A 13,023-nucleotide genomic window follows, 5' to 3' on the forward strand; every position below is an offset into this window, starting at 1 on the left:
GTCAATCCCTGCTCCTCCCGACGAATCAACCGGCTACAATCGCCGTCCAGTCATCAGGTAGTAGGCGTCCTCGATCGTGTTCACTTCCCGGATGGTGACGCCCAACTCTACGCTCAAGTGATCCAGGTTCCAATGGGGATCGTAATACTGCCCTCCGGGGATCAGGATCGTCCGATATCCTTCACGAGCCGCAGCACGGACCTTGTCCGGAATGGTCCCCACCGGACCGATGTGTCCGTCCGGATCAATGGTTCCGGTCAATGCAATGCCCCGTTGAATCGGATCTCCCCGTAGCAGCGCTAGAAACCCCACTGTCATCACGGCTCCGGCGCTGGGTCCGTCGCTGGTCGTGGGGAGGTAGGAATCTCCGCGCACCGAGACCGTTCCAGTGTGGGTGCCGTGCGAGGAGACGGAGGCCCGCTGGATGGCATACCGAAAGGCCGCTTCCATCGCCTGAAGATGAGTGGGACCATAGACCACCTCCCGGGCGATCCACCGGAGGGCGATCGGATCGGGGGACGGTTTCTTGTCCCAATGGATGAGCACCATTTCAAGGACGCCCCGATCATTGCCGTGAAAAGCGGCGAGCAGGGGAATTTCGATTGCCGACTCAATCTGAGCAGAGGATGGCGGGGCAGCGGCCAGGGCCAGTGATAGAGCCAGGGATGTGACGATGCCGAGCGGCGACCAGGCGGCGCGCGGACAGGGCCCCGCCATTTCGGCCTGCGCGAGGCCGGAGAGCCGCGATCTGCCAAAGGGCATCATGGCGATAGTGTAGCCGGTGAGGCAGATTCCGTGAATCGATCTCGAAGAAATGGGGCGCGCCCGCGAATCTCGCCGGTCGAGAAACCGCGAGTGTGGCAGGAGACTTGTCAGAGTCTTCACTCTCCAATCAAGAGGGTCCTGCAACTCGGCAGTGTTGTGATCATCTGGATGAGCGGTTTGTCCGGCGTCGGCCCTGTCCTGTCCTGTGAACTCTCGGTCGGCCGTGAATCTCAGAATGTGGTGTACGTCCGGCATCTTGGGGCGGACTGTTCCGCGCTGGAGCGGGAACAACAGGCCGTCGCCTCACAGGATCTCTTGCGGGCGCTGAAAGACGGGCAGGGCGTCGACCTCCAAGGAGTTCTGGTAACCGGCGATCTGAGCTTGGATGCGGTGCCGGTCGCATCGGACGAACAGATGCGAAAACTGCCCGTAGCGGTGCGTGACTGGATTGCGCGGCAAGGCACCCAGGACATTCGCCTTGTCAGGGGCGGGATTGCCATCCGGGATTCCACGGTGCGGGGATCGATAACCCATCGCAGCAAGCAAGGATACCTGCTGATCGAGGGGCCGGTGACGATGGCCGGCACGAGGTTCGAGGGATTCCAGGACTGGTCGCGGGTCATCTTTCTGGGTCCAGTGGACTGGTCCGGCGCAGAATTTGCGCGCGAAGGATTCTTTGTGCAGGATCGGTTCTGGCACGACGCGACGTTCGATCGGACGACGTTCAGCGGCCGATCACGATTTCACCGTGCGCACTTTCAGGAAGCGGTGTCCTTTCGCGAGGCCACGTTCAACGGATTGGCGGAACTGTTGGAAGTGACCTTCCAAGGACCGGCGCGCTTCGCCGGCGCCCGGTTCACGCAGGGCTCGGGCTTCTCCGGAAGCCATTTTCATTCGGTGGCCGATTTCTCGCGGAGCCTGTTCGAACGGGAGGTCTATTTCATGTTCACGGTCTTTGAGCAGCCTGCCTTGTTTCGCGGGGCGGGCTTTCGTTCGGTCAACAGTTATGCGGATGCGGAGTTCAATGGGACCGGGGATTTTTCGACCGCCGTGTTCGAGCAGGCGCCTGAATTTATGAGGACGAAGTTCAAGGGAGAGCGGTTGTTGCCCTCCAGCGGGTCCGCGTCCTGGCCCGTCTATCTGCCGGTCTATCTGGTTGCGGCGGTCGCCGTGATCTTCACCCTGTTGATCCTCAAGCAGACCTATCGATCGCGAAGCCCGTCCAGCCGAAACGGCTGAAAAACCTACCACATATAGAGTTTTGGCTTGCCCCTACCCCCAATAAGCTGCTATAAGAAAAAACGGCCCGCCTTGTACGAGAACATTCAACTATAAAGCCGAGGATACTGTGGAGCAGGTCGAACTTCCCTATCAGGTCCGACTTGAGAAGTTTGAAGGTCCGCTCGATCTGTTGCTCCACCTCATCCGGCAGAACCAGATCAACATCTACGATATTCCGATCGCGCTGATTGCCCAGCAGTATCTCGACTATCTGGAAACCATGCGCTCGTTGAATCTGGCCGTGGCGGGAGAATTCCTCGTCATGGCCGCGACCCTATTGCAGATCAAATCCCGCATGTTGCTGCCGGTGGAGGAGCGCGCCCTTGACGACGAGGACGGGCCCGATCCGCGCGAAGAATTGGTCCGTCGTCTCTTGGAGTACAAGCAGTTCAAGGAGGCGGCGACTGAACTGGAAGACCAGTCGCGGCGGTGGCGGAACGTCTTCACCAGGCCGCCTGAACCCTTGCCGGCCGAGGAACCGGAGGAATATCTCGCGGAGGATGTCTCTTTGTTTGAGTTGGTCGATGCCTTGCACGACATCCTTGCCCGTACGCCGGCCGCGACCGTCATGGACATCATTCCCGATCACCTGACGGTTCGGAACCAAATGAATGTCATTGTGGAACGGCTGGAGGCTCGGGAATCGGCGACGTTCGGTGAGTTGTTCGAAGGGCCGATCACGCGGGCGATGGTGATCGTGACGTTCCTGGCATTGCTCGAATTGATCCGGCTGCGAATCATCCGCGCCTATCAAGCGGAGTTGTTCGGCACGATCCTGATCTCGCGGACGTTTACGGCTATGGCCGACGTCGAAGACCAGGTCGAAGAGAGTTAAGAAGGACGAGGAGGTGGGGCGATGAGTGACCTCGGTGATCGAATCGAGCCGGCGGCCGAGTCGTTTGAAATATCGGCGCAGAATGAATCGAACGGAGACGGCGCGTATGTGGGCGGGATATGCGATCCGAACGAAACGGCCGAAGTCGATCCATCCGGCGTCACGAATCCAGCGATGACTGGCGAACGGGACGAGGCGCACCCGGCCGATGCGGAGATCAAGGCCGTACTGGAAGCCCTGCTGTTCGTGTCCGGCGAGCCGCTCTCGGTCGAGCGTTGCACGGCGATTCTCGGCCATGTGACCAAAAGTCACGTGCAGATGGCGCTGCGTGAACTCCAGCAGGACTATCAGCAGGAGGGACGCGCGCTCCAGGTGGTCCAGGTGGCCGGCGGATACCGGCTGGCCACCAAAGAACAGTTTGCGCCCTGGATCAGGCGCTTGGACAAGGCCAAGGCGCCGGCCAAGTTGTCCCGGTCGGCGGTGGAGTCGTTGGCGATCATCGCCTACCGCCAGCCGATCGTCCGCGGAGAGATCGAAAAAATCCGCGGCGTGGAGACGTCCGGTGTCCTGCGGACGCTGCTCGAGCGCAAGTTGGTCCGGATGGTGGGACGCAAGGACGAGCCTGGCCGCCCGATCATGTACGGCACGACCAAGCATTTCTTGGAACATTTTGGGCTCAAGAGTCTGGCCGATCTGCCGCCGCTGCGTGAATTCAAGGAGTTGGGTGAGGGCGATCAAGTGTCGCTCCTGAGCGAAGAGGCCCTCGGCGGGACGGGCGACGAGCGCGATCCCGAGCCGGACTGCTCCCATGCGATGGCCGAGGAACAGGCGGGACTGGCCTCGGCAGATTCGTTATCGCCGGAATTGCACGATGCTCCCTGCCTCACGATCGACGAATCCAACGATAGGATCGAAGCCACGGATGAGGCTGAGACCATGCCGGATTTGATTCCGGAGTCGGCCAACGCCTGATCAGTCCGTCTTTCCGCAGCCTTCCTCCCCTGTGTTCTGATGGGCTGGAATAATGCCGGCGGCCGCAGATCTTGCTTGTTCCATGGCCCGCGGCCTGCTCTGTATCCCTGCTGAAGCCCTGCTCGGCTCCGCTCCTTGACGCCCTTCTTGAGCCTTTGCTAGACTCCCACCTCTTAAGAATCGTCATGACGCGAGCGCAATCTAAGCAGTTGAAATCCTGAACAAAGGAACGAGGCAACCCCATGAGTCTCACCTGGCTTTTCGAGGAAGAAGATCATCGATCCCGCCTGCTGCTGTCCGCCCAGTCCGGGTCGGACGAGTGGGGGACCGGCGAAGTGACGGCAGAAGAAGAACTTCCTCCCGCGCCGGCGAATCTCAAGGCTCAGCCGGGCAACGGCCGTGTGTTGCTGACCTGGGACCCGGTTCCGGACGCCATGTACTACAACATCTACTACATGACGACCAAAGGCGTGCAGATCAAATTCTCCGAATTGACGCGGCCGATCGCAGGCCCCCAGGACTTCAAGACCAAGATCGGTGTGACCAAAGAAAAGGGCACCTGCATCGAAGGCCCCTCCTCGCCCTACCTGCATGAAGACCTCGCCAACGGCACCTGCTACCACTATGTCGTCACGGTGGTCACGCAGAAGGGGGAAAGCCCGGAGTCCGAAGAAGTCATGACGATTCCGTCGCCCTATCTGGTCGCCCAGATCATCGGCTGCGAGGGGGTGGATGACGGCGAATTCAACTCTCCGACCGGGGTCGCCCTCGACAAGGATGGCAATATCTACGTGGGCGACACCGACAACCATTCGATTCAGAAATTCGACAAGACCGGCAAGTTTCTCGCTCGGTGGGGCGGCAATCCCGGGGCCGCCGAGGGCGAGTTTTATTATCCGCGCGGTGTGGCCGTCGGGTCCGAGGGCGAGGTGTACGTAGCGGACAGCGGGAACAACCGTATTCAGAAGTTCGATTCGGACGGCAACTATATGCATACCTGGGGCAAATTCGGCTTTGCCTGGCGAGGCGCCGACATCGGGCGTTTCGATGTGCCCTGGGGAGTGGCGACCGACCGCGAAGGCAACCTCTACGTGTCGGACACGAGCAACGCCCGCATTCAGAAGTTCGCCCACGACGGCACGCCGCTCCTCAAGTGGGGGCGCGATGGCAGCTATGACGGCGCATTTTTCTACCCGCGGGGCATTGCGGTCGATTTCGTCGGAAACATTTACGTGTCAGAAGAGGGGAACCACCGCATCCAGAAATTCGACACCCGCGGGAGTTTCCTGACGAAGTGGGGGCGCGAGGGCGGCGGACCGGGGCAATTCAAGCGTCCCTGGGGCGTCGCCTGTGACGCCATGGGGTACGTCTATGTTGTGGATCAGGAGAATCATCGCATCCAGAAGTTCGACGGCAACGGGACCTTTCTCTGTTCGTGGGGCAACCGGGGTCTGAGCGAAGGCCAGCTCAATTTCCCGTCCGGCATCGCCATCGACAAGGAAGGCAACGTGTTCGTGGTGGACAGCGGCAACAACCGCATCATCAAATACGTGCCGACCGAAGAAGAGCTGAACCGCACGCTCCAGGCGAAACGGGAGGAAGCCGGGGACGACAAGACTCCGCGCGGCGTCGTGGCCAAGGCCGGTGATACCGAGGTCACGGTGAGCTGGATGGAGATGCCCGGAGCCGTCTCCTACAACCTCTACTTCAGCACCAATTCCGGCTTCACGAAAGAAGGGGCCACCAAGATTGAAGGCGTGGAGAATCCCTATGTCCATAGCGGGCTCAGTAACGACACCGCCTATTATTATGCGCTGACCGCGGTTTACGAAGGCGAGGTCGAGAGCGGGCTCTCGGCGGAGGTGACGGCAACCCCGGTGCTGATCGACATGACCGCGCCGCAAACCCCGTCCGCCGTGATCAACCACGGCGCGTTCATGACCAATACCCCGGAAATCATCGTCACGATTTCGGCCAACGACGTGGATTCTGGTGTGGGGGCCTACTACATCTCCGAGAACCCGATGGCTCCGATGGCCGGCAGTCCCGGGTGGGTGGAGGTCGAGCCGGCCCTGAAGTTCGGAGCGACGATTCCGTTCGTGCTGTCGCCGGGCGACGGGCAAAAGACGATCTACGTGTGGTTCAAGGATCTGGGGCAGAACATTTCGGTCCCGGCCAGCGCGACGATCCTGGTCAATACGTCGGGTTATCTCTGCGTGTCGAAGTGGGGGAAGCCGGGACGTGGAGCCTCCTTGCTGCACGGCGGCGAGTTCATGCCCCCGTTGTATGGCTTGGCCGTCGATCAACAGGGCGGCGTATTCGTGGTGGACAACGGCAACAATCGCGTCCAGAAGTTCGACAGCGCGGGCAATTTCATCATTCTCTGGGGGTCGTTCGGGTCGGCCAACGGGAGCTTCCACAACCCGACGGGAATCGCCTGCGACGCGAAGGGCGACGTGTGGGTGGTGGACACCAACAACCACCGCGTGCAGAAGTTCGATGGCAAGCTCGGCGGCTACCTCATGAAGTTTGGCTCGCGAGGCAACGGCGAAGGACAGTTCAACGCGCCCTGGGGCATCGCCGTCGACCGCGTGCGGGGCTATGTGTACGTGGTGGACAGCGCGAATTTCCGCGTGCAAAAGTTCGACCTCACGGGCGAATTCATCATGGCCTGGGGCAGCTTCGGCAACCACGACGGGCAGTTCTATTTTCCGCGCGGCATTGCGGTCGACGAATCCGACGGGTCTGTCTACGTCGTGGACATGGGCAACCACCGCATCCAGAAGTTCGACACCAGCACGAACGTCTTGCCGCAACTGTTGACCAAGTGGGGCGGTAGCGTGGACGCCGGCCATGCCAGCAGTCCGACCGCGGTCGAGGCGGGGCAGCTTCGGAACCCGTGGGGCATCGCGGTCGATGCCAACGGGGATGTCTATGTGTCCGACGCCGGCAACCATCGGATCGAAAAGTTCGACCGCGAGGGCAATTTCATCACGCAATGGGGCGGCTTCGGCAACGGCGACGGGCAATTCAACTTCCCCTATGGAATTGCGGTGGGTCCGCGGGGCAGCATCTTCGTCGTGGACAGCGCTAACGCCAGAATTCAGCAGTTCATGCCGGCGGAAGAAGGAGAAGAGCGGCTGAGGGAGGAGGCGGAAGCGGCCGCGGCGTTGAGCGACCAGCGGACCGCGCAACCGTCCTGACGAGTAGAGCCCTCGCGTTTCTGATCTTCGCCTGGTCGGCCGGCCGTCGTTCATCTTCGTGTTCCATTCTACTTGAGGCTTGCGGGTTCGGGACGAGCGTCCTATGCGCGGCCGAGGCGTATGCTCCTACAGGTGACTCATGCTGGATGACAATACTCCGATCGGTCTGACGTTCGATGACGTGGTGCTGGTGCCGGCGCGGTCGAACGTGCTGCCCAATGAGGTCGATACGCGCACCATGGTGACGAGGACCGTCGGAGTGCACATCCCGATCATGAGCGCGGCGATGGACACGGTCACGGAAGCCCGCCTCGCGATCGCCATGGCCCGGGAAGGAGGGATCGGAATCGTCCATCGCGTCCTCTCGCCGGTTGACCAGGCGGCCGAGGTGGATCGCGTGAAGAAGTCGGAAAGCGGCATGATCCTCGATCCCGTGACGATCTCGCCGGATCAGACCATCCGGGACGCCCATGAGCTGATGACCCGCTACCGCATTTCCGGGATTCCGGTCACGAAGCACGGCAAGCTCGTCGGCATACTCACCAACCGCGATCTCCGGTTCGAGACCCGGATGGATTTGAAGGTCTCGCAGGTCATGAAACGCGAGAAGCTTGTGACGGCGCCGGAAGGCACGACGCTGGAGAAGGCCCGGGAGATCCTGCACGAGCACCGCATCGAAAAATTGCCGGTCGTCAACAAGCAGTTCGAGCTGAAGGGCCTGATCACGATCAAGGACATCGAAAAACGCATCAAGTATCCGAACGCCTGCAAGGACGAGCACGGTCGGCTCCGCGTGGGCGCCGCCATCGGGGTGGGGCCGGATACGGATCAGCGGGTGGAATTGCTGGTGAAGGCGGGCGTGGATCTGGTCGTGGTGGACACGGCCCACGGCCATTCGCAAGCGGTGCTCGACCGTGTCAAGATGGTAAAGAAGAAATATCCCCGGTTGCAGGTGACGGCGGGGAACATTGCGACCGCCGAGGCGGCGAAGGATCTGCTGAGAGCCGGCGTGGACGCCATCAAGGTCGGGGTCGGTCCCGGGTCGATTTGCACCACGCGCATCGTGTCCGGAGCCGGCATGCCGCAGCTCACGGCCATCGCCGAGTGCGCCAAGGCCGCCGCCGGGTCCGGCGTGCCGGTCATCGCGGACGGCGGCATCAAGTTTTCGGGCGACGTGACCAAGGCGCTGGCCGCCGGCGCGTCGGCTGTCATGATCGGGAGCCTGTTCGCCGGGACGGAAGAGTCGCCCGGTGAAACCGTGCTGTACCAGGCCCGCACCTACAAGGTGTACCGGGGCATGGGCTCCATCGGCGCGATGGAGCGCGGGGGCAAGGACCGGTACGGGCAGGCGGGACGGCCGGAGGCCAAACTGGTGCCGGAAGGCATCGAGGGCCGCGTGCCCTACAAGGGGCCGCTTTCGAACGTCGTGTTTCAATTGGTCGGGGGCCTCCGTTCCGGAATGGGCTATTGCGGATGCAAGACGATCGCCGAATTGCAGCAGAACGCCCGCTTCATCCGCCAGACGGTGGCCGGCTTGCGGGAGGGCCACGTGCACGACGTGATCATCACCAAAGAAGCCCCGAACTACCGCATGGATTGGGAGTAGGGTTCACGGCGCACGTCAATCGTGAACCGTCAATCGGCCTCATCGCTTGACCTTCCTCCGATCCCCTCGCTTGACGTATGACGACTTACGGTTGACGTTCAATGGAACTCTGGCACGATCGAATTCTCGTCCTCGACTTCGGATCTCAATACACGCAACTGATCGCGCGCCGCATCCGCGAGGCGCAGGTCTATTCGCAAATCCTGCCCTGCACCGTTCCGCTGGCGACGATCCTGGCCTACCGTCCCAGCGGCATTATCCTCTCCGGCGGGCCGGCGAGCGTCTACGAGAAAAAGGCGCCCAAGATTTCGGTTGAGGTCCTCAATCAACAGATCCCGGTGCTGGGCATCTGCTACGGGATGCAATTAGTCACGCATCTGATGGACGGCGAGGTGGAGAAGGCGGCCAAGCGGGAATACGGCCGCGCGGAACTTCTGCTGGACGATACCTCCGATCTCTTCAAAGGCATCGGCGGGGGCAAGACCACAACGGTCTGGATGTCGCATGGCGACCGGATCGAGCGCATGCCCAAGGGATTCCGGTCGATCGCGCATACCGCCAATTCTCCTGTCGCGGCCATGAAGGCCGTGGATGCGAAGCGGCGGATCTATTGTCTCCAGTTTCATCCGGAGGTCGCCCATACCCCGGAAGGCACGCGGATGCTGCGGAACTTCGTGCTCGACATCTGCGGGTGCAAGCCGACCTGGACGATGAGTTCCTATGTCGAGACCAGCGTGAAGCAGATCCGCGAGCAGGTCGGGGACGCCCGCGTGATCTGCGCGCTTAGCGGCGGAGTCGATTCGTCGGTCGCGGCGGTCCTGACGCACCGGGCGATCGGCGATCGGCTCACCTGCGTGTTCGTGGACAATGGGCTGTTGCGGCAGGGGGAAGTCGAGAAGGTCCGCAAGACCTTTGCCGCGCAGTTCAAGATGAACGTGCGGGTGCTGGGGAAGGGCCGGGAATTCCTGGCGGCTTTGGCCCGCACCATCGATCCGGAACGAAAACGCAAGATCATCGGACGGCTGTTCATCAAGTTTTTCGAGGCGGAAGCGATGCGGAACGGCAAGGCTGCCTATCTGGTGCAGGGGACCCTTTACCCCGATGTGATCGAAAGCGTCAGCTTCAAGGGGCCGTCGGCCACCATCAAGACCCATCACAACGTGGGCGGCCTTCCCACCAGGATGAAGTTGCGCCTGATCGAGCCGCTGCGCGAGCTGTTCAAGGATGAAGTACGTGTCTTGGGCAAGGAACTCGGCATTGCCGACGAGATCGTGTGGCGGCAGCCGTTCCCCGGCCCGGGGCTGGCTATCCGCATCATCGGTACGGTGACGGAGGACCGGCTCCGGATCGTGCGGGAAGCCGACGTGATCGTGCTGGAGGAAATCAAACGCGCCGGCTTGTACCGCGACACCTGGCAGGCCTTCGCCGTGCTCTTGCCGATCAAGAGCGTCGGGGTCATGGGCGATCAGCGGACCTATGAGCATGTCGTGGCCGTCCGCGCCGTGACCAGTCTGGACGGGATGACGGCGGATTGGGCGCGTCTGCCAGGCGAAGTCCTGGCGACCATCTCATCGCGGATCATCAACGAGGTGCGGGGCGTAAACCGGGTAGTCTACGATATCAGCTCGAAACCGCCAAGCACGATCGAGTGGGAGTAAGACGTCAACCGTCAACAGTCAAACGCGAGCAGAGAACTCTTATCGAGTGACGATTGACGAATGACGAGATGACAATTCGTCTCCAAAAACTCATCGCCGGTAGTGGGCTGGCTTCCCGTCGCAAGGCGGAGGCGTTGATCGCGGCAGGCCGTGTGACGGTCAACGGGAAGGTGATCACCGAGCTGGGGACGAAGGTTGATCCGGCGCGCGATCACGTCAAAGTGGACGGCAAGCATCTCAGCGCGGCGCAGCCGTTCGTGTATCTGGTCCTGAATAAGCCCAAGAACGTGATGTCCACGTTGGATGATCCGGGTGGGCGTCCCACCGTGAAGGACTATCTGCGCGGCGTGTCTGTGCGGGTGTTTCCGGTCGGCCGGTTGGATTTCGACAGCGAAGGCCTGATGTTGCTGACGAACCACGGTGATCTGGCTCAAGCCCTGTTGCACCCCCGGTACCATGTCCCCAAGACCTATCTCATCAAAGTAAAGGGCGTGCTCACGGATGAAGAGATCAGGAGGTTGGAACAGGGTGTCAGTTTGGAAGACGGCATGACCAGTCCGGCCCACGTCAAGAAGATCAAGAAGGCCGAGCAGAATTCCTGGCTGGAGCTCACCATCCGCGAGGGACGCAAGCATCAGGTCAAGCGCATGCTGGACGCCGTCGGCCATCCGGTGATCAAGCTGGTTCGAGTGAAGATGGGGCCGTTGTCGCTCGACAATCTGGAGCCGGGCGAATACCGGTTCCTGACAGATCGGGAAGCCAATGTCCTCCGTGAGCTGGTCGAGGAGCGGGTCGCGGCGGTCGAACGTGGAGAAGCACCCGCGCGGGCCAAACGGCCGGTCAGGCGAGCGGGCTGGGCCAAGCCTGCGAGGACGAAGAAGCATCAGCCGAAGAAAGCGAGTGTTGCATGAAGTTCCGGACACACCATTGCGGTGAATTGACCAAGCAGCATGTCGGGCAGACCGTCGTGCTCAACGGGTGGGTCCACCGGCGTCGCGACCATGGTAACGTCATCTTCATCGACCTGCGCGACCGGTATGGCCTGACGCAGGTGGTGTTCAACCCCGAGATCAGCGCCGGCGCGCACCGGCAGGCGCATGGGCTGCGAAGCGAATTCGTCGTCTCCGTCAGCGGGACCGTGGCGCGCCGCCCGGAAGGCTCGGCCAATCCCGATCTGGCCACCGGGGAGATCGAGGTCATGATCGACGAGGTGGAGATCCTGAACGAGGCCAAGACGCCGCCGTTCATGATCGATGGGGAGGGGGACGTCACCGAGGCCTTGCGGCTGAAATACCGGTTTCTAGACCTACGCCGCCCCCCGATGCAGCGGCTGTTGCAGATCCGCCATGCGCTGACGCAAGAGGTCCGTGCCTTTTTGAACCGGGAAGGGTTTCTGGAGATCGAAACCCCGATCCTGACCAAGAGCACGCCGGAGGGGGCCCGCGACTATCTGGTGCCGTCGAGAGTCAATCCGGGTTATTTCTTCGCGCTGCCTCAATCGCCGCAGTTGTTCAAGCAGATTCTCATGGTGAGCGGCTGCGACCGGTATTACCAGATTGCCCGCTGTTTCCGCGACGAGGACCTGCGGAACGACCGCCAACCGGAGTTCACGCAGATCGACCTGGAAATGTCATTCGTCGATCGCGACCAGGTCATGGGGACGATGGAACAGATGATCAGTCGGGCCTTCAAGGCTGTTGGAAGCGTGGATCTTCCGATGCCGTTCCCTCGCTTGACCTACCAGGAGGCGGTCGGGCGCTATGGGTCCGACAAGCCTGATTTGCGGTTCGACATGCCGCTGCATGACCTGACGGAGTTTGCGAAGACGACGGAGTTCAAGGTCTTCCGGGACACGGCGGCCAAGGGCGGCCTCGTCAAGGCGATCATTGTGAAAGGGGGAGCGGAGATTCCCCGGAGCCGGATCGATGCGATCGGCGAACTGGCCAAAGGGTTCGGCGCCAAAGGATTGGCCTGGGTTAAGATCACGGGGGAGGGGCAGCTCGAATCGGTCATCGCCAAGTTCCTGCATCGCGAGCAGTTCCTCGCTTCCGTGCCGGACGCCAAGCCCGGCGATCTGTTGCTGTTCGTGGCGGATCAAGCGAAGGTCGTTCATGACGTGCTCGGACGGCTGCGGCTCTACTTCGGCAAGGAACTGGGCTTGATCCGAGAAGGGGAGTGGAAACCCCTGTGGGTCATCGAGTTTCCGTTGCTGGACTACGATCCGGAGCTTGGCCGCTACGTGTTCATGCACAATCCCTTTGCGGCGCCGATGGACGAAGACCTGCCGCTCCTGGACGGCAATCCCGGCCAGGCCAGGGCCAAGGCTTACGACATGGTGCTGAACGGCAACGAGATCGGCGGCGGCAGCATCCGCAACCATCGCCGCGAGATCCAGCTCAGAATCCTTGATCTGCTGGGGATCGGCAAGGACCAGGCGCAGCGCCAGTTCGGATTCCTGCTCGACGCGCTGGACTATGGAGCGCCGCCCCACGGCGGGATCGCGTTCGGGCTGGACCGGCTGGTCATGCTGCTGGGCGGAGCCGACTCCATTCGGGACGTGATCGCCTTCCCCAAGACCCAGAAGGCGCAATGTCTGATGACCGACGCTCCCTCGGCCGTCACCCCCGAGCAACTGAAAGAGCTGTTCATCAAGCTCGACACGATCGAGTAGTGCGAGCGGCGAGCCGGTTCGCCAGCAGCGAT

9 protein-coding genes are annotated in these 13,023 nt (G+C 61.6%); 8 read left to right on the top strand and 1 reads right to left on the bottom strand.

Annotated elements, in window-relative coordinates:
• Positions 1 to 33: 33 nt before the first annotated feature.
• Entirely contained in the window at positions 34 to 717 is a 684-nt protein-coding gene (locus QWI75_RS08505; RefSeq protein WP_289268269.1) for a S16 family serine protease, read from the bottom strand.
• A 216-nt stretch (positions 718 to 933) separates the two neighbouring features.
• On the opposite strand from QWI75_RS08505, the gene QWI75_RS08510 reads away from it, so the two are divergent.
• The 8 genes from QWI75_RS08510 to aspS all read left to right on the top strand — a co-directional run bounded on the left by QWI75_RS08510 (position 934) and on the right by aspS (position 12,991).
• Positions 934 to 2,004, top strand: coding sequence for a pentapeptide repeat-containing protein (locus tag QWI75_RS08510; protein ID WP_289268270.1), 1,071 nt, complete (start codon positions 934 to 936; stop codon positions 2,002 to 2,004).
• A 109-nt stretch (positions 2,005 to 2,113) separates the two neighbouring features.
• Positions 2,114 to 2,881 carry a segregation and condensation protein A gene (locus QWI75_RS08515; RefSeq protein WP_289268271.1) on the top strand — a complete coding sequence of 256 codons (768 nt, stop codon included), beginning with the start codon at positions 2,114 to 2,116 and terminating at the stop codon, positions 2,879 to 2,881.
• Positions 2,882 to 2,902: 21 nt separating this feature from the next.
• Positions 2,903 to 3,853 (top strand): SMC-Scp complex subunit ScpB, encoded by a 951-nt coding sequence (scpB, locus tag QWI75_RS08520; RefSeq protein WP_289268272.1) that lies wholly within the window; start codon positions 2,903 to 2,905, stop codon positions 3,851 to 3,853.
• A gap of 242 nt (positions 3,854 to 4,095) precedes the next feature.
• Complete coding sequence (locus QWI75_RS08525; protein ID WP_289268273.1) at positions 4,096 to 7,056, top strand: 6-bladed beta-propeller; 2,961 nt, start codon at positions 4,096 to 4,098, stop codon at positions 7,054 to 7,056.
• A 139-nt stretch (positions 7,057 to 7,195) separates the two neighbouring features.
• Entirely contained in the window at positions 7,196 to 8,662 is a 1,467-nt protein-coding gene (gene guaB, locus QWI75_RS08530; protein WP_289268274.1) for an IMP dehydrogenase, read from the top strand.
• Positions 8,663 to 8,763: 101 nt separating this feature from the next.
• Complete coding sequence (gene guaA, locus QWI75_RS08535) at positions 8,764 to 10,320, top strand: glutamine-hydrolyzing GMP synthase (RefSeq protein WP_289268275.1); 1,557 nt, start codon at positions 8,764 to 8,766, stop codon at positions 10,318 to 10,320.
• 68 nt (positions 10,321 to 10,388) lie between these two features.
• A complete protein-coding gene (locus tag QWI75_RS08540; protein WP_289268276.1) occupies positions 10,389 to 11,231 on the top strand; it encodes a pseudouridine synthase in 843 nt (280 codons plus the stop codon).
• Positions 11,228 to 12,991, top strand: a complete 1,764-nt coding sequence (gene aspS / locus QWI75_RS08545) for an aspartate--tRNA ligase (RefSeq protein WP_289268277.1) — start codon at positions 11,228 to 11,230, stop codon at positions 12,989 to 12,991. The genes QWI75_RS08540 and aspS overlap by 4 nt, the downstream gene beginning before the upstream one ends.
• Positions 12,992 to 13,023: the final 32 nt, after the last annotated feature.

The sequence above is a fragment of the Nitrospira tepida genome (genome assembly GCF_947241125.1).
Taxonomy (GTDB): Bacteria; Nitrospirota; Nitrospiria; order Nitrospirales; family Nitrospiraceae; genus Nitrospira_G; species Nitrospira_G tepida.

What these genes read in the sequence shown, in the direction of transcription:
- guaB (WP_289268274.1), top strand. Translation starts at nt 7,196, where the DNA reads ATGCTGGATGACAATACTCCGATCGGTCTGACGTTCGATGACGTGGTG.
- QWI75_RS08525 (WP_289268273.1), top strand. Translation starts at nt 4,096, where the DNA reads ATGAGTCTCACCTGGCTTTTCGAGGAAGAAGATCATCGATCCCGCCTG.
- QWI75_RS08540 (WP_289268276.1), top strand. Translation starts at nt 10,389, where the DNA reads ATGACAATTCGTCTCCAAAAACTCATCGCCGGTAGTGGGCTGGCTTCC.
- aspS (WP_289268277.1), top strand. Translation starts at nt 11,228, where the DNA reads ATGAAGTTCCGGACACACCATTGCGGTGAATTGACCAAGCAGCATGTC.
- QWI75_RS08510 (WP_289268270.1), top strand. Translation starts at nt 934, where the DNA reads ATGAGCGGTTTGTCCGGCGTCGGCCCTGTCCTGTCCTGTGAACTCTCG.
- scpB (WP_289268272.1), top strand. Translation starts at nt 2,903, where the DNA reads ATGAGTGACCTCGGTGATCGAATCGAGCCGGCGGCCGAGTCGTTTGAA.
- QWI75_RS08505 (WP_289268269.1), bottom strand. Translation starts at nt 717, where the DNA reads ATGGCGGGGCCCTGTCCGCGCGCCGCCTGGTCGCCGCTCGGCATCGTC.
- guaA (WP_289268275.1), top strand. Translation starts at nt 8,764, where the DNA reads ATGGAACTCTGGCACGATCGAATTCTCGTCCTCGACTTCGGATCTCAA.